At 75.8% G+C, this 22765-nt stretch carries 24 protein-coding genes and 1 rRNA gene; 6 read left to right on the top strand and 19 right to left on the bottom strand.

Annotated features, from left to right (window positions below; all coding sequences use genetic code 11):
- Positions 1-166 precede the first annotated feature (166 nt).
- Positions 167-283, top strand: a 5S ribosomal RNA gene (rrf, locus tag AB0J00_RS14515).
- 194 nt (positions 284-477) lie between these two features.
- Here the strand turns inward: rrf and AB0J00_RS14510 are convergent.
- The 5 genes from AB0J00_RS14510 to AB0J00_RS14490 all read right to left on the bottom strand — a co-directional run bounded on the left by AB0J00_RS14510 (position 478) and on the right by AB0J00_RS14490 (position 3545).
- The gene (locus tag AB0J00_RS14510; protein WP_357745604.1) at positions 478-1176 is read right to left on the bottom strand and encodes a hypothetical protein; all 699 of its coding nucleotides are present in this window, start codon (positions 1174-1176) and stop codon (positions 478-480) included.
- Complete coding sequence (locus AB0J00_RS14505) at positions 1176-2084, bottom strand: ABC transporter ATP-binding protein (protein ID WP_357745601.1); 909 nt, start codon at positions 2082-2084, stop codon at positions 1176-1178. The genes AB0J00_RS14510 and AB0J00_RS14505 overlap by 1 nt, the downstream gene beginning before the upstream one ends.
- Positions 2081-2443 (bottom strand): GntR family transcriptional regulator, encoded by a 363-nt coding sequence (locus AB0J00_RS14500; RefSeq protein ID WP_357745598.1) that lies wholly within the window; start codon positions 2441-2443, stop codon positions 2081-2083. The genes AB0J00_RS14505 and AB0J00_RS14500 overlap by 4 nt, the downstream gene beginning before the upstream one ends.
- 101 nt (positions 2444-2544) lie before the next feature.
- A complete protein-coding gene (locus AB0J00_RS14495; protein WP_357745596.1) occupies positions 2545-3282 on the bottom strand; it encodes a PadR family transcriptional regulator in 738 nt (245 codons plus the stop codon).
- Between the two features lie 101 nt (positions 3283-3383).
- Positions 3384-3545, bottom strand: a complete 162-nt coding sequence (locus AB0J00_RS14490) for a hypothetical protein (RefSeq protein WP_357745593.1) — start codon at positions 3543-3545, stop codon at positions 3384-3386.
- A 160-nt stretch (positions 3546-3705) separates the two neighbouring features.
- Between AB0J00_RS14490 and AB0J00_RS14485 the strand changes: the two genes are divergently transcribed.
- The gene (locus AB0J00_RS14485) at positions 3706-5295 is read left to right on the top strand and encodes a methyl-accepting chemotaxis protein (protein ID WP_357745590.1); all 1590 of its coding nucleotides are present in this window, start codon (positions 3706-3708) and stop codon (positions 5293-5295) included.
- A gap of 58 nt (positions 5296-5353) precedes the next feature.
- On the opposite strand, the gene AB0J00_RS14480 is transcribed toward AB0J00_RS14485, so the two are convergent.
- From AB0J00_RS14480 to egtE, 5 genes are all read right to left on the bottom strand, one after another.
- Positions 5354-6100 (bottom strand): anti-sigma factor, encoded by a 747-nt coding sequence (locus AB0J00_RS14480; protein ID WP_357745588.1) that lies wholly within the window; start codon positions 6098-6100, stop codon positions 5354-5356.
- Positions 6081-6671 carry a sigma-70 family RNA polymerase sigma factor gene (locus tag AB0J00_RS14475; RefSeq protein WP_357745586.1) on the bottom strand — a complete coding sequence of 197 codons (591 nt, stop codon included), beginning with the start codon at positions 6669-6671 and terminating at the stop codon, positions 6081-6083. The genes AB0J00_RS14480 and AB0J00_RS14475 overlap by 20 nt, the downstream gene beginning before the upstream one ends.
- Positions 6672-6721: 50 nt before the next feature.
- Complete coding sequence (locus AB0J00_RS14470; RefSeq protein WP_357745583.1) at positions 6722-7405, bottom strand: class F sortase; 684 nt, start codon at positions 7403-7405, stop codon at positions 6722-6724.
- 25 nt (positions 7406-7430) lie between these two features.
- Positions 7431-8246 carry a DUF4397 domain-containing protein gene (locus tag AB0J00_RS14465; protein WP_357745581.1) on the bottom strand — a complete coding sequence of 272 codons (816 nt, stop codon included), beginning with the start codon at positions 8244-8246 and terminating at the stop codon, positions 7431-7433.
- 82 nt (positions 8247-8328) lie between these two features.
- Entirely contained in the window at positions 8329-9471 is a 1143-nt protein-coding gene (gene egtE, locus AB0J00_RS14460; protein ID WP_357745579.1) for an ergothioneine biosynthesis PLP-dependent enzyme EgtE, read from the bottom strand.
- 140 nt (positions 9472-9611) lie between these two features.
- Between egtE and AB0J00_RS14455 the strand changes: the two genes are divergently transcribed.
- Genes AB0J00_RS14455 through AB0J00_RS14445 form a run of 3 tightly spaced genes read left to right on the top strand, consistent with a single transcriptional unit; the run spans position 9612 to position 11971 of the window.
- Positions 9612-10592: an anti-sigma factor RsbA family regulatory protein gene (locus tag AB0J00_RS14455; protein WP_357745577.1), complete on the top strand. Its 981-nt coding sequence runs from the start codon at positions 9612-9614 to the stop codon at positions 10590-10592.
- A complete protein-coding gene (locus AB0J00_RS14450; protein ID WP_357745574.1) occupies positions 10585-11055 on the top strand; it encodes a DUF309 domain-containing protein in 471 nt (156 codons plus the stop codon). Before AB0J00_RS14455 ends, AB0J00_RS14450 begins: the two co-directional genes overlap by 8 nt.
- A gap of 40 nt (positions 11056-11095) precedes the next feature.
- Positions 11096-11971, top strand: a complete 876-nt coding sequence (locus tag AB0J00_RS14445) for a DNA-formamidopyrimidine glycosylase family protein (protein WP_357745571.1) — start codon at positions 11096-11098, stop codon at positions 11969-11971.
- Positions 11972-12016: 45 nt separating this feature from the next.
- Here the strand turns inward: AB0J00_RS14445 and AB0J00_RS14440 are convergent, their stop codons facing one another.
- The 7 genes from AB0J00_RS14440 to AB0J00_RS14410 all read right to left on the bottom strand — a co-directional run bounded on the left by AB0J00_RS14440 (position 12017) and on the right by AB0J00_RS14410 (position 20166).
- Positions 12017-13213, bottom strand: a complete 1197-nt coding sequence (locus AB0J00_RS14440; protein ID WP_357745569.1) for an MBL fold metallo-hydrolase — start codon at positions 13211-13213, stop codon at positions 12017-12019.
- A gap of 125 nt (positions 13214-13338) precedes the next feature.
- A complete protein-coding gene (locus AB0J00_RS14435; protein WP_357745567.1) occupies positions 13339-13875 on the bottom strand; it encodes a hypothetical protein in 537 nt (178 codons plus the stop codon).
- Positions 13876-14033: 158 nt separating this feature from the next.
- Positions 14034-16508 carry an FtsX-like permease family protein gene (locus AB0J00_RS14430; RefSeq protein ID WP_357745564.1) on the bottom strand — a complete coding sequence of 825 codons (2475 nt, stop codon included), beginning with the start codon at positions 16506-16508 and terminating at the stop codon, positions 14034-14036.
- A 3-nt stretch (positions 16509-16511) separates the two neighbouring features.
- Positions 16512-17285 (bottom strand): ABC transporter ATP-binding protein, encoded by a 774-nt coding sequence (locus AB0J00_RS14425; RefSeq protein ID WP_357745562.1) that lies wholly within the window; start codon positions 17283-17285, stop codon positions 16512-16514.
- A gap of 241 nt (positions 17286-17526) precedes the next feature.
- Positions 17527-18225: a response regulator transcription factor gene (locus AB0J00_RS14420; protein ID WP_357745559.1), complete on the bottom strand. Its 699-nt coding sequence runs from the start codon at positions 18223-18225 to the stop codon at positions 17527-17529.
- Positions 18222-19406, bottom strand: coding sequence for a sensor histidine kinase (locus AB0J00_RS14415; RefSeq protein ID WP_357745556.1), 1185 nt, complete (start codon positions 19404-19406; stop codon positions 18222-18224). The genes AB0J00_RS14420 and AB0J00_RS14415 overlap by 4 nt, the downstream gene beginning before the upstream one ends.
- A 79-nt stretch (positions 19407-19485) precedes the next feature.
- On the bottom strand, positions 19486-20166 hold the full coding sequence (locus AB0J00_RS14410) for an HAD-IA family hydrolase (RefSeq protein ID WP_357745553.1): 681 nt from the start codon (positions 20164-20166) through the stop codon (positions 19486-19488).
- A gap of 88 nt (positions 20167-20254) precedes the next feature.
- On the opposite strand from AB0J00_RS14410, the gene AB0J00_RS14405 reads away from it, so the two are divergent.
- A complete protein-coding gene (locus AB0J00_RS14405; RefSeq protein WP_357745551.1) occupies positions 20255-21502 on the top strand; it encodes an MFS transporter in 1248 nt (415 codons plus the stop codon).
- Here AB0J00_RS14405 and AB0J00_RS14400 read toward each other — a convergent pair.
- Positions 21486-21941, bottom strand: a complete 456-nt coding sequence (locus AB0J00_RS14400; protein WP_357745548.1) for a universal stress protein — start codon at positions 21939-21941, stop codon at positions 21486-21488. The genes AB0J00_RS14405 and AB0J00_RS14400 overlap by 17 nt on opposite strands.
- 45 nt (positions 21942-21986) lie before the next feature.
- The gene (locus AB0J00_RS14395) at positions 21987-22628 is read right to left on the bottom strand and encodes a hypothetical protein (protein WP_357745545.1); all 642 of its coding nucleotides are present in this window, start codon (positions 22626-22628) and stop codon (positions 21987-21989) included.
- Between the last annotated feature and the right edge of the window lie 137 nt (positions 22629-22765).

Raw genomic sequence — 22765 nt, 5'->3', positions numbered from 1 at the left:
ACTACACACCCACTTGTGTGTGCCAGCAACTGGCAACCAACTTCGGTGTCTCGCGTCCACTGTGTGGTTCTGAACGTACGGAAACCACCACCCCCACCCCGGGAACCCCCTCACACGATGAGGGGGCGGCCGGCGGGTGTGGGTGGTGCCGATAAGTTCACAGTGTTACGGCGGTCATGGCGAAAGGGAAACGCCCGGTCACATTCCGAACCCGGAAGCTAAGCCTTTCAGCGCCGATGGTACTGCCCTGGGGACGGGGTGGGAGAGTAGGACGCCGCCGGACAATCATTCGAAACGGGGGTCGGAGCATCATGCTCCGGCCCCCGTTTCGCATACCCACCCCCGAGTCCGGATTGGGACCGGGCGGGCCTGATTGCGGTGTGACGGAACGGTACGCCGCCCGGTGGGTGCTCCGACCCGGAGCACGAGAACGGCCGGCCCGCCCCGTAGGGTGGACCGGCCGTTGGCGGGGAGGCCTCAGGGGACGACGCGTCGGGCCCCCGCCCAGCCGAGGACACCGGTCACCGCGGCCACCGCGAGCGGGACGGCGAAGGCGAGCACGAGCATCGGGGTGTCCCGGAACCAGTCGAAGACCGAGGTCCACGCGCCCTGGTAGCCGATCAGGGCCAGGGCGCCGCCGAGCAGGAACGCGAGCCCGACGAACGTCGTCCAGAGGCCGACCTGCCCCCAGCGCTTGAGCACGACGCCGAAGGCCAGGCCCAGGAAGCAGCAGGCGAGCATCGGGCCGGCGAACACGAGGAACTGCAGCACCGGGTTGGCGACGTCCATCCGGCCGGGAGCCCAGAAGTGCAGCCGCAGGCCCCAGCCGCCGGTGGCGTTCTCGATCGCGTCGAGCACGGTCAGCACGACGCCGTAGAGCAGCGACTGGACGACGGCGAACACGGCGGTCCCGAGGTAGAACGTCCGCCGGGTGACGCTCAGGCCCATGGCGAAGGGCAGCAGTTGGGTGATCGACTGCGCGAACACGATCAGCACGGTGATGTAGAGGGCGGCCAGCCCGCCCGTGGAGCCGCCACCCGGCTGTTCGCCGGCGGCGGTGAGCCCCCAGACCAGCAGGTTGATGACGAACGACGAGCCCGCGACGAACCACGGGATGCCCAGCGAGAGGGCCGGGTTCACCAGGTGCAGGCGTGCGGTGGCGAGCGTGCGGTTCATCAGGACACCTCGGTCAGTCGGGCCGGTGCGGTGAGCGGGGGCGCGGCGGGCTGGTGGCTCAGCGCCACCACGAGCTGCTGCAGCGGGGTGGGCTCCGCGAGGAGCCCGTGGGTCCCGGCGACCGCGGCGTCCGACGGGCCGGCCACCCGGACGACGGCCCGCGCCTGACCGCCGAGCCGCTCCGACCGGAGCACCTCGCGGCCGCGACCGAAGGCCTCGACCGCGCCGGCGCTGCCGGACACGGTGAGGGCGCTCTCCCGCAGGCTGTCGGCGTCCTCGTCGAGCACGAGCCGGCCGTGGTCGAGCAGCAGCACGTGCTCGAGCAGGTCGCCGACCTCCTCGATCAGGTGCGTCGAGAGGACGACGGTGCGCGGGTGCTCGGCGTAGTCGGCCAGCAGCCGGTCGTAGAAGAGCTGCCGGGCGACCGCGTCCAGTCCGAGGTACGGCTCGTCGAAGAAGGTGAGCTCCGCGCGGGAAGCCAGTCCGATGACGATGCCGACCGCCGAGGTCATGCCCCGGGACAGCTTCTTGACCGACCGGCGGAGCGGGAGGTCGAAGTCGGCCAGCAGCTCGCGCGCGAGGTCGGCGTCCCAGCGGGGGAACAGCCGGGCGGCGGAGTCGACGGCGTCCCGGACGCGGAACTGGTCGGGGTAGCGCTGGCTCTCCTTCACGAAGCAGACCCGGCGGAGCACGCCCTCGTTCTCGAACGGGCGCTCGCCGAACACCCGGACCGAGCCCGAGGTCGGCACCCGGTGGCCGGTGAGCAGCTGCATCAGGGTGGTCTTGCCGGCCCCGTTGCGGCCCAGCAGGCCGGTGATGGAGCCCTCCGCGATCCCGGTCGTGACGTCGTCGACGGCCGTGTGCTCGGCGAACCGCAGGGTCACGTGGTCGGTGCGCGCTGCGCTCATCGCCGGGTCGACCTCTCCTGGAGCATGGCCCGCAGCTCGTCGGCGGAGATGCCGAGCTTCTCGGCCTCCGTGAGCAGCGGTACGACGTACTGGTCGGCGAACTCGGAGCGGCGCCGCTTCAGCAGCTGCTCCCGGGCGCCGGTGGCCACGAACATCCCGACTCCTCGTCTCTTGTAGAGGACCCCGTCGGTGACCAGCTGGTTCAGGCCCTTGGCCGCGGTCGCGGGGTTGATCCGGTGGAAGGCGGCCAGCTCGTTGGACGAGGGCGCCTGGCTCTCCTCGGCGAGGGAGCCGTCGACGATCGCGTTCTCGAGCTGCGCCGCGATCTGCCGGAAGATCGGGCCGCCGTCGTCGTTCACGACTGCCCGCGGACGCAGAGAGCCCGGCGGCTCACTGGTTCGTTACTCATGTAACGAACCATAGAACCGCCGGGCTCGGGAGTGCAAGACCCCGCGCGGGGTCAGTCGGTCGGGTCGGTGTCCGCGGCGGGTCGCTCGCCGGCCAGGATCAGGTACAACGCCCGTCGGGCGTCGGTCAGCACCTGGGTGGCCGCGGCGAGCTGCTCCGGGTCACCGGAGCGGACCAGCTGGCGGGCGGCGCCCATCAGCTCCTCGATCGGCCCCCGCAGGTCGGCCCGGTCGCCGCCGTCGGTGAAGGCGGCGAAGGGGTCAGCCGTGCCGAGGCCGGCCAGGTGGTCGCGTCCGGCGTCGGTCAGCGTGACCAGCTTCCGGCCGCCCTGGGCGGTCACCTCGACGAGGCCCTCGTCCTCGAGCTGGGCGATGGTCGGGTAGACCGCGCCCGGGCTGAGCCGCCAGGCACCGCCGGTGCGCTCGGCCACCGCCTGCATCAGCTGGTACCCGTGCATCGGCTCGTCGGCGAGCAGGGTCAGCAGGGCAGCGCGGACGTCGCCGCGCCCGGCCCGGCCGGCGCCGCCTCGGCCGCCGTGGCGACCACCTCCGCGTCGCCCCCAGGGCCCGCCGCCAGGGAAGCCGGGGAACCCGGGGCCGCCGGGGAAGCCCGGTCCACCCTCCGGGAAACCGGGGCCGCCGCCGTGCGGGTGGTGCCGGCGGCCGCCGGCCCAGCCGCCGGGGTGCTCGTGCGGGTGGTGCCGCCGCGCCTCGCCGGGCGCAAGGTCGCGGAAACGGTCGTGGGAATGGTGGTGGCGACGCTGTCGCGACCACGGGTTCGTGGGCTCCATGCCACACCTCCTGTGTCGTTGATGCAGTCACGATATATCGCAACATGTCAGACGACAAGGGGTGTTGCCGGCGGCGCCCCATCGGGCGCCGCCGGCGGACGTCAGCTCTGCTGCTCGCCCTCCTCGCGCGCCGCCTCGTCGAGGATCTTCGGGTCGTCGTCGACCCCGCCTGCCGGGTCGGCGTTGCCCAGGGCCGTCTCGGCCGGCAGCTGTTCGACGTGCTGCTTGGCGCGGGCCTTCAGGTCGTCGTCGGGCTGGGTCATGGGTCCTCCCGGACTTCGTCGGATCAGGTGCCGACGCCCTACCCCGCCGAATCCGCCGGAACCACCGTGGCGAGAGGCGCACGGCCGTCGGCTCAACTCCGGCCGCCCCCCTGCCGAACACGTTCTGGTCTGAACGTTTCCGTTATCTTGGAGCCGCCCGGTGGTCCCGTCGTTCCTGCGCCGCAGTGTGCGCACCAAGCTCATCGCCGCCTTCCTCGGCGTGGCCGCCGTGGTGGTCGCCCTCGGGCTGATCAACGTGGGTCAGATGTCGTCGATCCACGCGCAGGTGGAGGAGTCCTCCGCGCGCGACGTGAAGCCGCTGGCCGACCTGCAGGGGCTGACCGACGACTTCCAGGCGTACGCGGTGCACGGCCTGGTCGCCGGCCTCAGCGGGATCACCGGTCAGGTGCAGGCGCTGCAGCAGCAGACCGCGCTCAAGGCGGACTCGAAGAAGGCGACGGACGCCGACCTGGCGGCCCTGGCCGAGCACATCCCCAGCAACCTGCGGTCCACCGTGGACGCCATCAAGGCCGGCTGGGAGGGCATGGTCACCAAGGACGCGGCGTACCAGGCCGCGGCCGCCGCCGGCACCCCCGACGCGAACGCCAAGAACGAGAGCGCGACGGCCTCCTACCTGAAGCTCGAGCAGGACATCAACGCGCTCAAGGACACCCTGGTCGCCGACGAGGTGCACAGCCGGGGGGTCATCGGCGACAGCTTCGCCACCGCGCGGCTGGTCACCCTCCTGCTGCTCCTGGTGGGCGTGCTGCTCGCGCTCGGCCTGGGCATCCTCATCGCCCGGGACATCCGGCGCGGCATCTCCCCGGTCCGCGCCGCGGTCGAGGCGCTCGCCCAGGGCGACCTGACCCACACCCTGGACAGCCGGGGCGAGGACGAGTTCGGCCAGCTCAGCAACGCGCTGGACCAGGGCGTCGGGCGGATCCGCGGCATGGTCGCCGACGTCGTCGGCTCCGCCGGCGCCATGACCTCGCTGGTCGGGGACCTGACCCGGTCGACCGCCTCGGTCGTCGACGCCTCGCGCAGCGGCGTCCAGCACGCCCAGACCGTGTCCGGCACCGCCGCCACCGTCTCCGGCAACGTCGCCCAGCTGGCCACCGGCGCCGAGGAGATGACCGCCTCGATCCGCGACATCTCCCGCTCCGCGCAGCAGGCCGCCGCGGTCGCCGACGACGCCGTCCGGATCGTCGCCAGCACCAACGACACGCTCAACCAGCTGGGCAACTCCTCGGCCGAGATCGGCAACGTCATCAAGGTCATCACCGGCATCGCCGAGCAGACCAACCTGCTGGCGCTCAACGCCACCATCGAGGCGGCCCGCGCCGGCGAGCTCGGCAAGGGCTTCGCCGTCGTCGCCACCGAGGTCAAGGAGCTGGCGCAGGAGACCGCGAAGGCCACCGAGGACGTCGCGCTGCGCATCCAGGCGATCCAGGCCGACTCCGGCCAGGCGGTGCAGGCGATCGCCCGGATCGGCGACACCGTCGGTCAGATCAACGAGCTGCAGGCCACCATCGCCGCCGCGGTCGAGGAGCAGACCGCCTCGGCGGCCGAGATCGACCGGAACATCGGCGTGGCCGCGCAGGGCAGCCGGGACATCGCGAGCGGCGCGGAGGCCGTCGCCGGTGCCAGCGAGACCAGCGCGAGCCGCATCGACGAGTCGCGGACCATCGCCGACCAGCTCGCCGCCCGCGCGGCGGACCTGGAGAGCCGGGTCGCCCAGTTCACCGTCTGAGCACGGCACGGGGCAGGGGCCGGTCCACCGTTCGCGGTGGGCCGGCCCCTGCTGCGTGTCAGCGGCTGAGCGACCCGCGGGCCACGCTGACCCCGGAGTGCGTCGGGTCGCCGTCCATCGGCTCGATCGAGACGTCGACCACCGGGTAGGCGGCCAGGTCGATGTCGTCGGGCAGCGGCAGCACGGTGTCACCGGAGCGGACGACGCCGACCGGCACCATCCGGACGGCGTCGGGCTGCAGCAGCCAGACCTCGTAGTAGCCGTCGTCCAGCCGCGGCGCGCGCAGGTCGACCTGCAGCGAGCGACGGCCGTCGTGGTCGTGCACGGCGGCCTTGCCGGAGGCGTCCTCGTCGTCCAGGGGGTCGAGCCCGGCGGAGGCCACCACGGTGCCCGTGCGCGCCGGGGAGCCGCCGTCGCGGCTCAGCGCCACCGCGCCGGCGCCGACGACCCCGCCGACGACGACCGCGGCGGCGACCGCGAGCCACCGGCGGGACGGGCGGGCACGCTGCATCGGCACCACCGGCGCCGGCGGCGGCTCGACCGGCTGGGCCACCCCGACCGGGTGACCGGCCGGGGTGGCGGTCACGCCGGTGGCGGCGGCGATCGCGTCCCACACCCGCGGCGGCGGGGCGACGGCGGCGCCGGGGACGGCGAACTCCGGGACGGCGAGGGCGTCGACGCCGCGCCGCAGCGACGCCACCTCCCGCTGGCACTCCGCGCAGGCCCCGAGGTGCACGGTGTCGTCCGGGGGGAGCGGTTCGCGGAGGGCGGCCAGCGCCAGCTGCTCAGGGCTGCAGTGCTGCACCGTCCACCTCCAACCGCGTCCGCAGGCGCTCCAGGGTGCGCCTGATGTGGCTCTTCACCGTGCCCAGGGGGATCCCGGTCCGGTCGGCGATCTGCGCGTGCGTGAGGTCCGCGAAGAACGCCAGCTCGATGATGCCCCGTTGCGGCTGACCGATGCGGTCCAGCTCGCGGAGCAGCAGCACCCGGTCGGCGACCGTCTGCGAGAGCTCGTCGTCCGGCTGCTGCGCGGGGCGGGCGCGCTCGGCGGTGGCGGCCGCCTCGGCGGCCCGGCGCTGCCGCTCGCGGCGCGCCCAGACGTCGGCGATCCGGTGCCGGGCCACGCCCACCAGCCAGGCCGGCAGCGGGCCGGCCTCCGGCCGGTAGCCGGCGCGGCCGGTCCACGCGGAGATGAAGGTCTGCTGGGTGACGTCCTCGGCGTCCGGCCCCGGTCCGAACGCGCGGACCGCCATCCCGTGCACCAGCCCGCCCCAGCGCTCGTACGCCTCGGCCAGCGCCTGCTCGTCGCCGTCCCGGAACCGCGGGCCGACGTCGTCGGCGGGCTCCGGGGTCTCGGGCGGGGGGACGGCACGCACCCGCTGACCGTAGAGCGCGGCCGGTGGTTGGCCCACACCGGCGATCACGGTCACGCGGGCACCGCCACGACCACCACGTTGTCGCGGTAGCTGCCGCGGTCGGCGTCGAACGGCCCGCCGCAGGTGACCAGCACCAGCCGGGGGTCGCCGGTCCGCGCGAACAGCGCGTCGACCGGTAGGGCCTGCTTGTCCAGCAGCTCGCGGCTGACCACCGTCCACCGGGTGACGGTCCCCGCCGCGTCGGTGACCTCGACCGGGTCCCCCGGCTCGACGGTGCGCAGCCGGCCGAGCGCGCCCAGCCCCTGCCGGACGTCGTCCACGTGGCCGGCGATCACCGCGGAGCCCGGCCGGCCGGGCACCGGGCCGTACCGGTACCAGCCCACCCGGTCGACGTCGCCGGGCAGTTCCATCAGCCCGGCCCGGGTGACCCCGACCGGGTCGACCGGCGCGGTCGCCCCGCCCACCGCCACCAGCTGCGGCGCGGGCGGGGCGGCGGCGACCCGGGGTGGTGCGGCGTCCCGGACGGTCACCGGGGGGAGGGCGTCGGCGGCCTGCGGCGGGGCCGGCGGGGCGGTGGCCGGCGCGGTGCCGGCCGGCGTGGTGCCGGGTGCGGCGGCCAGCGCCGCCGCCACGGGCACCCCGGCCGCGGGCTCGGGCCGGGTCACCGCCCAGGCCGCCGGTGCCCCGGCCGCCACCGCCAGACCGGCCGCCAGGCCGATCACCGCACGCCGCACGACGTCCTCCTCCCCGGTCAGCCGGTCAGCGGCGGGCCGAGACCAGCCGGCGGCCGGCGAGGGTCGCACCGGCGATGCCGGCCGCGGAGACGGCCAGCACGCCCACCGGGAGACCGCCGTCCTCGGCGGCCAGGCCGGCGGAGCCGGCGTTCACGCCGGACGGCGAGGAGTGCGCGTCACCGAGCTGCTGGACGGCGAGCTGGTAGCCGGCCTGCTGGCTGCCCCACGCGTAGACGGCGGTCGACGTGCCCTCGGCCAGCGTGAGGTCGGCCGGGCCGATCGCCACGGTGGAGGTGCCGGCGAGGACGACGTCCGCGCTGACAGTGCCGGCGGGCACGGTCAGCGTGGCCTCCTTGGGGTTGGTCAGCCCGGGAGCGACGACCTGGCCACCGGCCCGCACGTCGACGGCCGGGGCGGCGGCCACGTGCCGCACGGTGACCCGGGCCTGCCCGGCCGGGACCGGGGAGGTGTCGTTGACGAACGGCGTCAGGACCGGCGTGCCGCCCTCGTTCAGGTGCGCGACCACGGTGGCGTTGGCGCCCGCGGGCACCTGCACGTCGTCGGCCTTCGCCGCGGGCTGGGTCGACTTCGGGTCCGAGCCGGCCGGGTAGATGGCCAGGTCGTAGCTGCCGGCCGGCAGCGAGACCGGGTCGGTGAGCGTGCCGGGCTTGAAGTCCGACAGCAGTTCCTCGCCGTTGGCGTACACGTCGACGGTCACGCCGGGGACCCCGTGGAGCACGGAGACGCTGGCGGTGTCCGCGGCGTTCGCGGTGCCCGGCACGAAGACGAGGGCCAGGGCACCGGCGGTGCCGGCGAGGGCGAGGGAGCGGGTCGCGCGCATGGTGCGGTCCTTCCGGAAGGGGAACTGACACCCCCTCTTCCGCTGGACCCGCTCAGCCGGATGCGCGGACTTTCAACTTCCTTCAGGAGGCGAGCGCCCGGGCCAGCGCGTCGAGGTCGTCGAGGGTCGCGTCGAGGTGCGGGGAGATCCGCAGCACCGGCCCGGCCAGTTCGTGCGGTGCCCGCTCCCGGCCCACCGCGGTCACCACCACCCCGTGCTCGGTGCGCAGCCGGGCGGCGGTCGCCGGGACGTCGGCGCCGTCCGGCGGGCGCAGCGTGGTGATCGCGGTCGGCTCGCCCAGCGGCTCGACCGCCGACCAGCCGCCGCGGCCGTCCAGCCGCTCGCGGGTGGCCCGGCCCAGGGCCGCCAGCCGTTCGCGCACCCGGTCCGGCCCGGCCGCGAGGTGCTCGCCGGCGGCCAGCGTGAACCCGACCCGGCCGGCCAGGTGGGCGTCGTGCGACTCGTACCAGCGGGCGTGGTCGACCCCGGCGCCGCGGTCGTCGTACGCCGACGGCGGCACGACGGGGGTGAGCTGCGCGGTCACCGACGGGCGCATCACCAGCACGCCGACCCCGCGCGGGCCGGTCAGCCACTTGCGGGCCGGGGCGTACGCGACGTCGGCGCCCAGGTCGCAGTCGACGTGGCCGAGGGCCTGCGCGACGTCGAGCACCAGCGGGACGCCGGCCGCCCGGCACAGCGCGGCGAGCTCCCTGCCCGGCTGCAGCACGCCGCGGTGGCTGCCCACCAGGGTCACGTGCACCAGCGCCGGCGGGTCGTCGCGCAGCAGCCGCTCGACGCCGTCCAGGTCGGCCCGGCCCAGCGGGTCGGCCGGCAGCGGCGCGGGCACCAGGCCGCGGTCGGCGAACACCGCGGCGTTGTGCCAGTACTCCCCGGGCAGCAGGCCGATCCGGGTGCCGGCCGGCAGCCGCCACCGGTCGACCAGGGTGCGCACCGACGCGGAGGCGCTCTCGGTGAAGGCCAGGTCGGCCGCGGCCATGCCGACCAGCCCGGCGAGCACCGAGCGGCCCTGCTGCAGCAGCGGCTCGGCCGCGGCCTCGGCGGCGACGCCGAGCTCGGCCTCGTGCCGGGCGTGCTGCGCCACGGCCTCCAGCACCCGGGTGCTCGACCGGCCGCACGCCGCGGAGTCCAGGTGCAGCGCCGCGCGGGCGGGGCGGGCGGCGCGCCAGCGGTCGGCGAGGTCGTCGTGCGGCAGGGCGGCGGTCACGTGCGGGGACGCTAGCGAGCACCGGCCGGCGGCGGTGCCGCAGGTCGCACGCCTAGGTTGCCCACCAGCGGGGTAGGAGGCTGCCAGGACAGCGCCACCAGCACGGTGGCACCGGGCGGCAGGACGGGGACTTCGAGCACATGGACGCGGCCGCCGGGTCCGGGCACCGGGTGCTCATCGGTGCCACCGACGACGCCCTGGTCGCCGGCGCCACCGCCTTCGCCGCGGCCGGGCTGAAGGCCGGCCAGCCGGTGGTCGTCGCGGTCACCGAGCCCACCGCGGCGCTGCTGCGGGCCGCGCTGGCCGGCGAGCCGGCGGTGGCGTGGGCCGACTGGGCCGACGTCTACGGCAACGGGCCGGCGGCGGCCATCACCGCGGTGCGCCGGCTCGCCGAGCGGCACCGGTCCGACGGCAGCCCCGTCGTCCGGGTGGTCCTCGAGCCGCTGGGCTCGCACGACCCCGACAGCTGGCGGGAGTGGCAGCGCTACGACGCCGTGCTCGACCACGCCGTGGCCGGGTCACCGTTGGAGGTGCTCTGCCTCACCGACCGCCGCCGGGTGCCCGGGCCGCTCGTGGAGGCCGCCACCGCCACCCACCCGCAGCTGCTGGCCGACGGCGACGACACGCCGAACCCGGCGTACGTCGACCCGGCCACCTACCTCACCTCGCTGCCGGTACCGCCCGAGCCGCTGGAGGAGACCGCGCCGCTGCTGCGCGCCGACTCGGTCCGCGACCTGCGCGGACTCCGCCGTGAGCTGGCGGAGCAGGCGGCCGAGGCGCCCCTGCCGGCGGGCTCCGAGCCGGCGCTGGAGGACTTCCTGCTCGCCGTCGACGAGATGACCACCAACGCGCTCCGGCACGGCCGGCCACCGGTGGACCTGCGGCTCTGGGCCGGCCACGGCCGGCTGGTGTGCACCGTCACCGACCGCGGCGCCGGGCTGGACGACCCGTTCATCGGCTACGGCCCCGCGCACGGCGACGACCTGTCGCTGGGTGGCATGGGCCTGTGGCTGGCACGGCAGCTGTGCGACCACGTCGACATCAGCCCGGGCGCGGACGGCGTCCGGGTGCGGCTGACCACCGTCCTGCGCCCGGACGGGCACGCGGCGCCGGGTGCCTGACCGCGACCGGGACGCCACCGGCCGGGCGCGCAACGCCCGGCCGCGGGACGCGCTCGGCCGCCCGCTGCCGCACGGCGCGGTGGGCGAGCCCCGGGCTCCCGAGGGGGTGGTCCGGACGCCGGCGGCGACGCTGGCCGAGGCGCAGCAGCTGCTGGACGCCGGGCGGCCGTTCCACGCGCACGAGGTGCTCGAGGACGCCTGGAAGACCGGCCCGGACGACGAGCGCGACCTGTGGCGGGGACTGGCCCAGCTGGCCGTCGGGCTGACCCACGCCGCCCGCGGCAACCGGGCCGGCGCCGGCACGCTGCTGGACCGCGGCGTCCGGTCGCTGTCGACCGCCGGGGACGCCGCCGGCCGGCACGGGGTGGACGGCGCCGGGCTGGCCCGCTGGGCGAGCGCGCTGGCCGCCGCGGCCCGGTCCGGCGGGCCGCTGGACCCCACCCCGCCGCAGCTGCGCGGCTGAGCGGGCGGCGCGACCCGCCTCCGGGGTGGATCATGGTCCGGTGCCCGAGTTGCCCGAGGTGGAGGCCCTGGCGGCGTTCCTGCGCGAGAACGCCGTCGGCCGGATCGTGACGCGCGTCGACCTGGCCGCCGTCCAGGCGATCAAGACCTTCGACCCACCGCTGTCCTCGCTCGCCGGGCTCGAGGTCACCGGCGCCGGGCGGGTCGGCAAGTTCCTCGACCTCGACGTGTCGGGGCTGCACCTCGTCGTCCACCTGGCCCGGGCCGGCTGGCTGCACTGGCGGGAGGGGCTGCCCACGGCGCCGCCGAAGCCGGGGAAGGGGCCGCTTGCGCTGCGGCTGCACCTCGCGGGTGGGTCGGGTCGGGATGGGGAGGCGAACGGCTTCGACCTCACCGAGCAGGGCACCCGCAAGGGGCTGGCGGTGTACGTCGTGCGGTCGACGTCCGAGGTGCCGGGCATCGCCCGGCTGGGACCGGACGCGCTGGCGGTCGACCCGGAGCAGTTCACCGCGGTGCTGGCCGGCCGGCGCGGTCAGCTCAAGGGCACGCTGACCGACCAGACGGTGCTCGCCGGGATCGGCAACGCCTACTCCGACGAGATCCTGCACGCGGCGAAGCTGTCGCCGTTCAAGATGGCCGACAAGCTCACCGACGACGAGCTGGTCCGTCTCTACGACGCGGTGCGGACCACGCTGACCGGGGCGCTGGAGCGCCAGCTCGGGCAGCGGGCCGCGACGATGAAGGGCGAGAAGCGGGCCGGGCTGCAGGTGCACGCCCGCACCGGGCTGCCCTGCCCGGTGTGCGGCGACACGGTGCGCGAGGTGTCGTTCGCCGACACGTCGCTGCAGTACTGCCCGACCTGCCAGACCGGCGGCAAACCGCTGGCCGACCGCCGGATGTCCAAGCTGCTGCGCTGAGGCTGAGTGGATCCGTCGGCGTGAGCGCGACGGATCCACTCCACCTCAGGTGCGCTGGACGGTGCCGCGGCGGGCGCCGAACGTGCGGCGCGGCGCGGCGGGGGCGTCGTCGTAGGAGCCGACGGCGGTCCACCAGTCCTCCAGCGGCGGCGGGGCCAGCACGTCGACCCGCTCACCCGGCCGCGGGACGACGACCTGCACGCCGCGCTCCCGGGCCGCGGCGACCAGCCGCTGCACCGGCTCGGCCCAGCGGTGGAACGCCAGGTTGAACGTGGCCCAGTGGATGGGCACGAGCACCTGCCCGCCCAGGTCGCCGTGGGCCCGGACCGCCTCCTCCGGGTCCATGTGGATCGCGTGCCAGGCGTCGTTGTAGGCGCCGATCGGCTGGAGGGTGAGGTCGAAGGGGCCCAGCCGGGCGCCGATGCCGGCGAACGCCGGCGTGTAGCCGGTGTCGCCGCCGAAGAACACCCGGTGCCGCGGGCCGCTGACCACCCACGACGACCACAGCGTGGTGTCGCGGGCGAAGAAGCGGCCGGAGAAGTGCCGCGCCTCGGTGCAGGTGAGGGTCAGCCCGCCGACCGTCGTCTCCTGGTCCCAGTCCAGCTCGACGATGCGGTCCTCGGGCACACCCCAGCCGCGCAGGTGGACGCCGATCCCGACCGGGACGACGAACGGCGCGGACTGCCCGTGCAGCAGCGCCCGAACGGTGGGCAGGTCCAGGTGGTCGTAGTGGTCGTGGCTGATCAGCACCGCGTCGACCGGCGGCAGGCTCTCCACCGGCACCGGGGGCTCGTGCAGCCGGGTGGGCCCGATCAGCGGGGACGGCGACACCCGCTCGCCCCACACCGGGTCGACGAGCACCCGCTGGCCGTCGACCTCCAGCAGCGCGCTGGAGTGCCCGAACCAGGTGACCGCGAGCTCGGCGGCCTCGGCCGGCAGCTCCGGGGTGGTCAGCGGGATCGGCCCGCCGGGGCGGCCGCGGTGCCGGTCCTCGTGCCACTGGCGGAGCAGCCCGTCGCGGGCGTTGGCCGGGGAGAGGGCGGGCGTGGGCAGGGAGTTGTGGAACTTGCCGTCGGCGAACTGGGCGGAGCCGGCGACGGTGGGGCGCAGCTGCCGCTGGCTGGCGCCCAGCGCGGTGGGCAGGCCCCAGGAGGCGCGGACGACCCAGCCGACCCCGCCCGCGAGGGCGGCGGTGGCGGCGACGGCGGCGGTGCGGGTGAGGCTGCGGCGGAGGCTCGGCACGCCCTCCAGCATCCCCGACGTCGCCCGGCGGTGCCCAGGAGGTGCAGTGTGTACTCGGGAGAAGCCCAGTGACCCTGCCCCCGTGGATCGTTCAGTTGGAGCTCGACTCCGGGCTGGGGCGTACCTCAGCCGTCGACCGACTCAGCGGCCGCGGAGATCGTCGGGTCGCGCAGCAGCTTCAGATCCGCGTGGATCTCCGCTGCCGGGCGCAGTCGCGCTCGCTGCGCCAGATGCTCGAAGTACACGTTGAACTCTGTTCGATTTTTGGCTCGTTGGGCGTACACGAACGGCCTCAATGCCGTCCATGCCCAGTGGACGGAGTGCCCGTAGGCGCCTAGAACGAGGTCCTCGTCGACGATTTGATGCGCTACCAATTTGCCCAGGAGGTCGTAGTAGTTCGTGACGAGGTAGGCCCGTTGTCGGTCAGTGGGCCGCAACCCGTCGTAGCCCGACCTCGGGTCGTTGTCGCTGGTGAAGGCGGCAGCGCGCAGTGTGGCGAGTGCCTCCTCGAAGTCCGTCTGGTGACGGCGGACCAAGAGGTCCTTGACGACTGTGAGTTGCTGGGACGCCTGCGTCGCTCGGACTGAGCGCCGGCTCGTCCACAGCGAAACGGCCAACGCCAGCAAGGCTATGGCCAACGAGGCTGTCTCGGAGGTGCTCACGCGGCAGCTCCCAACAATGGATGTCGGTCCGAGATGCGTTCCCTTCCGACGCTAGTGCTCTGCTGCCAGTTGGGCAGCAGAGCACCAGCGTCCCGGCTACTCGGTCCCTTCTTCGCGACAGGCGATTCGTCGGGTCTCCGCCATGGGAGATGTCTGCGTCAGCCGGCGATGGCGGCGACCGGCGGGGTCCGGGCCGCGCGGCGGGCCGGCAGCACCGAGGCCAGCAGCCCGGCCACCGTGGCGACGGCGACGATCAGCAGCACCTGCAGCCACGGCACCGACAGCACGATCTCGCCGACGTCGCCCAGCACGGACGCCGCGCCGACCAGGCCGTACGCCGTCCCCAGCGCGACCCCGAGCACCGCGGCCACCCCGGCGACCAGCACCGACTCCCAGGCGAGCAGCGCCCGCAGCTGACCCCGGGTGAGCCCCAGCGCCCGCAGCAGCCCGCTCTCCTGGCGGCGCTCCACCACCGACAGGGCCAGCGTGTTGCCCACCCCGATCAGCGCGATCACCACCGCGATGCCGAGCAGCCCGGTGACGACCAGCAGCAGCACGTCGACCACCTCGTCGAGGGCGGCGCGCTCGCTGGCCAGCCCGGTGACCCGGGCGAGCGGCGCGTCGGTGCCGGCCAGGTCGGTGACCCGGTCGACGACCTCCTCCTGGTCGGCGGACGCCGACAGCCGCAGCCACACCGCGCTCACCGGCGCGCCGGGGGAGAGCCCGGCCAGGTCCGCGGCGGCCAGCAGCGGCACCTCGGTGTCGCCGATCGCGGCGGTGAGCGTGCGGCTGCGGTCGCCGGCGGTCAGGGTCACCGGGTCGCCGGCGGCGACGCCCCAGCTCTGCGCCTGCCACTCGGGCAGCAGCACGGTGTCCAGCGCCGGCGGGCTCAGCTTCGTCGTCGACCGCATGACCTGGGCGGCCGCCGCCGGGTCGATGCCCTCGACGAACGCCTCCTCGCCGTCCGGGCCGGTGAGCGTGGCCCCGGTCAGCGCGGTGCCCCGCGTCACGCCGTCCAGCGCGGCCAGCCGGCCGGGCAGCGCGGCCGGCAGCGGGTCGGTCCCCCCGCTGTCGACGACGACGTCCGTCGGGTACTCGGCGTCCAGCCCGGCCGCGGCGGTCTCCCGGGTCGACGAGGCGCCGACCACCATCGCCGTGGTCAGGGTGACGCCGATGAGCAGCGCGGTGGCGGTCGCCGCCGTCCGCCGCGGGTTGCGGGTGGCGTTGCCCGCAGCGAGCCGGCCGGGCACCCCGGCGAGCCCGCCGAGCAGCCGCCCGGCCGCGGCGACCACCGGCGGCACCGCCCGCTGGCACAGCAGCACGACGCCGAGGAAGCTGAGCGTGCCGCCGGCCAGCGCGGCGAGGACGCCGTCCTCGCCGCCGAGCACGACGCCCAGCCCCATCAGCGCCGCCCCGCCGACGGCCAGCAGCAGGCCGGCGACCAGCCGCAGCACCCCGCCGCGGGACCGCAGCGGCGCCGGGTCCAGCGGGCGCAGCGCGGCCAGCGGGGCCACCCGGGTCGCGGCCCGGGTGGGGGCCAGCGCGGCGACCAGCGTGGTCAGCGTGCCGACGGCGACGCCCACGACCACCGCGTACAGCGGCACCGACACCCCGGCCAGCGGGATGGGGGAGTCGCTGCCGACCAGCGCGGAGACGCCGGCGGCCAGCCCGATGCCCGCGGCCACGCCGACCACCGAGGCGGCCAGCCCGGTGAGCGCGGCCTCGCCGAGCACGCTGCGGCGCACCTGCCTGCTGGTGGCGCCGACGCAGCGCAGCAGCGCCAGGTCGCGGGTGCGCTGGGCCAGCAGGACGGCGAACGTGTTGGCGATGACCAGCCCGGCGACCAGCACCGCGACGGTGGCGAACACCAGCAGCACGGAGGTCAGCGCCAGGGTGTCGCCGCTGAGGTCGGCCGCCTCCTGCTCCGCCTGCCCGGTGCCGGTGCGCACGGTGACCGACTGGCCGGTCAGCGCGTCGCGCACGGCGTCGGCGACGGCCTCGTCGTCCGCGCCCGGCGTGGCGGCGATGCGCAGCTCGGTCGGGTCGGTGGCGCCCCACTGCTGCGCCTGCTCGGCGGTGACGAACGCCTGCCCGTAGAGGCCGGCGGTCGGGTCGCCCCGGAGGTCGACGACGCCGACCACGGTCGCGGCGGACGTCGTCTCCTCCCCGGTGGTGGTGTCGTAGCTGCGCACCTCGAGCCGGTCGCCGACGGCGGCCTTGGCCCGCTCGCTGACCGCGACCTCGCCGGGCGCGGTGGGGAGCCGGCCGGCGGAGAGCTGCTGCCAGCGGAGGGCCGGGTCGGTGGCGACCGAGTCGACGGTCAGGTAGCGGGCGCCGGTGGAACCGGGGACGACGGCCTGCACCGAGGTCTCCCAGCTCGGCTCGACGGCGCGGACGCCGGGCTGGGCGGCCAGCGTGCCGACGTCCCCGGCGAGCGACGAGCCGTCCCGGGAGGTGACGACGGCGGCGGTGTCGACGTACTGGGCGCCGGCGGACTGCAGCAGGGTGTCGCGGGAGGTCTGGTTGAGCACCAGGGTGCCGACGACGAAGCCGACGGCGATGACGATGGCCAGGGTGGAGGCCACCAGGCGGGCGGCGTGCGCCCGGAGGCTGGCGAGGGTGACCGCACGCACGGCTCAGGCCCCCAGGCCGTGCAGGGCGTCGATCACCGAGTCGGCGGTCGGCTGCTCGATCTCGCCGGCGAGCCGGCCGTCGGCCAGCAGCACCACGCGGTCGGCGTAGGCGGCGGCCACCGGGTCGTGGGTGACCATCACGACGGTCTGCCCGGTCTCCCGAACGCTGCTGCGCAGCAGGTCGAGCACCTCGGCGCCGGCGCGGGAGTCGAGGTTGCCGGTGGGCTCGTCGGCGAAGACGACGTCGGGGCGGGGGAGCAGCGCCCGGGCGACGGCAACCCGCTGCTGCTGGCCGCCGGAGAGCTCGTGCGGGCGGTGCCGGAGCCGGTCGCGCAGGCCCAGCCGGGCGACGACCGCGTCGAACCAGTTCGAGTCGGGACGCTGCCCGGCCAGCTGCATCGGCAGCAGGATGTTCTCCCGGGCGTCGAGCACCGGCAGCAGGTTGAACGACTGGAACACGAAGCCGATCCGCTCCCGGCGCAGCGTGGTCAGCTGCTCGTCGCGCAGCCGGGTCAGCTCGGTGTCGCCGAGCCACACCTGGCCGGCGGTGGCGGTGTCGAGGCCCGCCAGGCAGTGCATGAGCGTGGACTTGCCGGAGCCCGAGGGCCCCATGATGGCGGTGAACGCGCTCCGGGCGAACGCCACGTCGACGCCGGCGAGGGCGTCGACCGCCGTCTCCCCCGTGCCGTAGGTCTTGCGCAGCCCGCTCGCGCGGACGGCGGCGGACTGGTGGGAGGCGGGCGCCTCGCCGGGGACGGTCATGAGGGGGACGGACACTGCGGCCTCCGGGAACGGTGATCAGGACGGTGATCACGATCCCGGCCGGAGGCGTCACCCCGCGTCACCGCCGGGGCTGGTCCTCAGCCGCCGCCCAGTGCACCCACGGGCCCACCCGACGTCATCCCCCGGTCGTACCCCACCCGCTCCCTCGCGAGAATCCGGGCCGCTTTCTCGCGAGGAACCGGGCCGGTTTCTCGCGACGAACCGGGCCGGTTTCTCGCGAGAAAGCGGGGATGGGTCAGGCGGGGGCGTCGCGGAGGAGGTCGGCGGGCTGCACCAGGCCGGTGCGGTAGGCCAGGACGACGGCCTGCACCCGGTCGCGCGAGCCGGTCTTCGCCAGCACCCGGCCCACGTGGGTCTTCACCGTCGCCTCGCTGACGAACAGCTGCTGCGCGATCTCGGTGTTGGTCGCCCCGTAGGCCATCAGCACCAGCACCTCCCGCTCGCGGGCGGTCAGCTCGGCGAGCGGCCGGTCGTCGGCGCTCACCCCGCCCCCGGTGCCGCGCAGCAGCGGCGCCACGTGCTGCAGCAGCCGCCGGGTCGAGCTCGCCGCGATGACCGAGTCGCCGGCGTGCACCGTGCGGACGGCGTCCAGCATCTCCTCGGGCGGCGCGTCCTTGAGCAGGAACCCGCTGGCCCCCGCCCCGATCGCCGCCACCACGTACTCGTCGAGGTCGAACGTCGTCAGCACGACCACCCGCGGCGGGTCGGGCAGCGCGGTGACCAGGCCGGTCGCGGCGATGCCGTCGGTGCCGGGCATGCGGACGTCCATCAGCACGACGTCCGACCGCGTGTGCCGCAGCAGCTCGACGGCGGCCGCGCCGTCCCCGGCCTCGCCGACGACCGTCAGGTCGGGCTGGGAGTCGATCACCATCCGGAACCCGGCGCGCACCAGCTGCTGGTCGTCGACCAGGACGACGCGGATCGGCTCACTCATCGGGCAGCACGGTAGGGCAGGACGGCGGAGACGCTGAAACCGCCGCCGTGTCGCGGCCCGGCGGTGAGCCGCCCGCCGTGCAGCTGCGCCCGCTCGCGCATGCCGTGCAACCCCTGCCCCTTGCCGTCGGACTCGGCGATCGCCGCGGACGCGCCGCGGCCGTCGTCCAGCACCGCGACCTCGAGGGCGTCCGCGCGCCAGGCCAGCCGCACCCACGCCCGGCTGGCGGGCCCCGCGTGCTTGAGCACGTTGGTCAGCGACTCCTGCACGATCCGGTAGGCGGCCAGCTGCGGCCCGGCCGGCATCGGCTGCGGGCTGCCCTCGACGATCAGGTCGACGTCCAGGCCGCTGGCCTGCACGTCCGCGACCAGCTGCCCGATCGCGGCGACGTCCGGCTGCGGGGCGTACTCCTCCCCGCCGCCGTCGCGCAGCACGCCGAGCAGCGCGCGCATGTCGGTGAGCGCCTGCCGCCCGGTGGCCGAGATCTGGTCCAGCGCCGTGGTGGCGGCCGCCGGGTCGGTCTGCCCGGCGTACCGGCCGCCGTCGGCCTGCGCGATCACCACCGACAGGGAGTGGGCGACGACGTCGTGCATCTCGCGGGCGATCCGGGCCCGCTCGGCGGTCGCGGCCAGCCGCATCTCCTGGTCGCGCTCCAGCTCGAGCAGCCGGGCGCGCTCCTCCAGCCCGGCCAGCTGCACCAGCCGGGCCCGCCGCAGGTCGCCCAGCGCCCAGGAGGCGACGACGGCGACGCCCATCGCGCCGGCGAGGAAGAGCAGGTCCGCGGGGGAGTAGTACGACGACGTGAACTGCACCGCGGCCAGGCCGGCGCCGACCAGACCGACCGCCAGGCCGGCCCGGCTCGCCCAGCGGGGGGCGTAGCCCGCCAGCGCGTAGACCATGAGCAGGACGGCGACGTCGGACACCAGCGGCCCGCTGGTCACCACCAGCTGGACCAGCCCGACCACGGTCATCGCCGCGGCCGCCGGGACCGGTGCCCGGCGGCGCCAGACCAGCGGCAGGCAGATCAGCAGGTCGACCAGCGACTGGACGCCGTCCGGGGAGCCGGACTCCGCGACGATCGCCGCGAGCGCCCACACCACGAACGCCAGGCCGGCGTCGACCAGGAGGGGGTGGCGGCGCAGCCAGCTCGCGAAGCGCTCGAGCGTCGGCGTCCTGTCCACGCGAGCAGCGTAGGGACGGCGGGCGGCCGCGTCGTCGTCCCGCGGGGGGACCGGCGCGTCCGACCCCGGGTGGACGCCGTCAGGCCGCGGTGACGGTGATCCCGGCCGGGGTGACCGCGAACCGGACGTGCGACAGGTCGGGCGCGTGCGCGTCGGCGACCAGCTCGTCGGGGGTGTGGGTGCTGCCGACGGCGAGCGTGGTGCACCCGGCGGCGCGGGCCGAGGCGAGCCCGGCGGGGGCGTCCTCGACGGCCAGGCAGCGGGCCGGGTCGACGCCGAGCCGCTGTGCGCCCAGCAGGAACGGGTCGGGGTGCGGCTTGCCGCGCGCGACGTCGTCGAAGCTGACGATCTCCCGCGGGTGCCGCAGCCCCGAGCCGGCCAGCCGCGCGGCCAGCAGCCGGCGGGTGCAGGAGGTGACGATCGCGACCCGGTCCCCGGGCAGCGCCGCCAGCGCGTCGACCGTGCCCGGCAGCACCTCGATGCCGTCGGCTGCCAGCTCGACCTCCATCCGCTCGATCCGGTCGATCGCGGCGGCGACCCGGTCCGGTGCCAGCAGCGCGGGCACCACCTGCGCGGCCGGGCGCCCGCCCACCTCGGCCAGCGCGGCCGGGTCGACGCCGTGCTCCTCGGCCCACGCGGCCCACGCGCGCAGCGAGCCGGCCATCGAGTCGATGAGCGTGCCGTCCATGTCGAACAGGACGGCGTCGAAGGTCCGCCCGGCCAGGGCGGTGAGGCTGACGAAGGGCTCCGCGGTCTGCACGGCGCCGATCATGGCAGTGCCGCCCCCCGTGCCCGCCCCCCAGCGCCCGCCCCCGGAGCACCGGACACCCGCCTGGCAGGGTCGGGGGGTGCCCGCCCCGCTCGGTTCCCGGTTCTGGCGGCTGCTCGCGGCGAGCGGCTCGTCGAACCTGGCGGACGGCGTCGACCGGGTCGCGCTGCCGCTGCTGGCCGCCACCCTGACCCGCGACCCGCTGCTGGTCGCGGCGCTCAGCTCGCTGTCGTTCCTGCCCTGGCTGCTGTTCGCGCTGCCCGCCGGGGCGGTCGTCGACCGGGTCGACCGCAAGCGCGCGATGGCGGCGGCGAACGCGGTCCGGGCCGCAGCGCTGGCCGCGCTGGCGGTCACCGTGCTCACCGGAGCGGCCTCGCTGGCCGTGCTCTACGGGGTGGCGTTCGTCATCGGGGTGGCCGAGACGGTCTACGACAGCGCCGCCCGCGCGGTGCTGCCCCTGGTCGTCGCCCGTGACCAGCTCGACCGCGGCAACGGGCTGCTCACCGTGGCGGAGACCGCGAGCGAGACGTTCATCGGGGCGCCGATCGGCTCGCTGCTGTTCAGCCTGGCCGTCGCGGCGCCGCTGCTGACCACGGCCGGTGGCTACCTGGTGGCTGCGGCGCTGGTGCTCACCCTGGCCGGCAGCCACCGGGCGGCCCGGGCCGCCGACGCCCCGCGCACCACGCTGCGCCGGGACGTCGCCGACGGGGTGGCGTGGCTGTGGCGGCACCGGCTGCTGCGCGGGCTCACCCTGGTCTCCGCGGCGACGTCGCTGGTGCAGTCGCTGGTCACCGGCGTCCTGGTGCTGTTCGCGCTGGACACCCTCGGCGTCGACGAGGCCGGGTACGGGCTGCTGCTCGCCGGGTCGGGGGTCGGCGCGGTGCTGGGCGGGCTGACCGCGGCGCGGCTGGCCGCCCGGATCGGCCGGGGGACCACCCTGGTCACCGGCGCGGCGGTCTCGGCGGTGGCGGTCGGGGCGATGGGGCTGGTGCACCACCCGGTCGCCGCGGGCGCCCTCTACGCGGCCAGCGCGGCCGGCGTCATGTGGTGGAACGTGCTGACGATGTCGCTGCGCCAGGCGCTGGTCCCCGAGGAGCTGTTCGGCCGGGTGCAGGGCGCCTACCGGACGCTGGTGTGGGGCGGGATCCCCGTGGGGTCGCTGCTGGGCGGGGCGCTGGCCGGCGCGACCGGCCTGCCGACGGTCTTCGTGGTCAGCGGTGCCGGGCTGCTGGTGCTGGCCGCGGTGCTGTGGCGGCTGCTCACCGCGCACCGGGAGCTGCTCGGGTCGGCGTTCGGCGACCCGGTGGCCGTCACGGCACGACGGTGACCGGCCAGTGGCCGGCCTTCACCAGCCGGACGGCGACCGAGCCGATCACCCGGTGCCCCGCCTGCTCGGACGCGCCCACCACGACGGCGTCCGCGAGCACCTCGTCGGCGACCCGGGTGAGCTCGCCGACCGGGTCGCCGTGCACCGTGCGGTAGTCGATCGCGATGCCCAGGGTGTCCGCGCCGACCGCGACCTCGCGGCGGATCTCCTCGGCGACCTCGGCCGCGGCCTCGGCGGCGACCTGTTCGCCGTTGGGCACCCAGCCGACCATCGCCGGGGTGGGCGCGAGCACGAACACGACCACCAGCCGGGAGCCCTGGCGGCGGGCCAGCCCGGCGGCGTAGGAGGCCGCGCGCAGGGACGTCGGTGACCCGTCGACCCCGGCGAGGATCACCCGCGGACCGTCGGTACCCCGTTCGAACTGGCCGGCTGCGGACACGCAGCGATCATGGCCCGGTGGTCGCGGGCCCGCCCGGCCGGGTGGTCAGGCGGGGACCGGCGCGGCGAGCGGCGCCACCGTGTTCGGCGCCGGGGGAGCGGGCAGGGCGAGGGTGGCGGCCAGCTGCTCGCGCGCCGCGGCCACCTCGGCGGCGACGTCGTCCGCGGTGGGCGGCACCTCGGTGCGCAGCAGCAGCCGGGCGTGCACGTTGGTCGAGTCGTCGTCCTCGGGCTGGAGGACGACGTGCAGCGTGCGCACCGTCCCGGTGACGGGGTCCTCGACCCGCCGGCGCAGCTGGAACGGCTCCTGGACGACGGTGGTGACCCGCCGCCCCGGCTCCTCGGCCGGGCCGGTGCGCAGCGCGTCGGCGAGCGCCGCGGCCGGGGCACCGCTGCGCACCGGCGGCAGCCAGGCGGCCGCGAACCGCGGGTCGTGGGCCTCGGGCACCTCCAGCCGCGGGCCGTGCGGCTCCGCGGGTGCCAGCCAGACCAGCCCGTGCTGCTCGTCGACGCCCCACGCCGGCGGCTCGGCCCCGGGCGCCCCGCCGCTGCGCTGGACCGTCCAGGTGCGCCCCAGCAGCCGGACCTGCACCCAGCCGCCCTCGACCAGGTCGGCGCTGCGGGCGACCGGGTGCCACGCGTGGTCGAGGTCGAGATCGGAGTCCACGGCGTTCCCCCAGGTGGTCATGCCCCATGGCAGCAGTGCGCCGTTACCCCGCCGTTGCGCTGACGTGGACTTCTGGCGTCACCCGTCCAGTGGTCTCTCCTGTGATCTTCACCCCACTGTGACCTGGAGCACCCTATCCTGTTCCGCGATCGGATCGC

Source organism: Modestobacter sp. NPDC049651, from assembly GCF_040659695.1.
In the GTDB taxonomy this organism is placed as follows: domain Bacteria; phylum Actinomycetota; class Actinomycetes; order Mycobacteriales; family Geodermatophilaceae; genus Modestobacter.
Note: the sequence above shows the minus strand (reverse complement) of the source record. Positions and strands in the feature narration are given on the sequence as shown.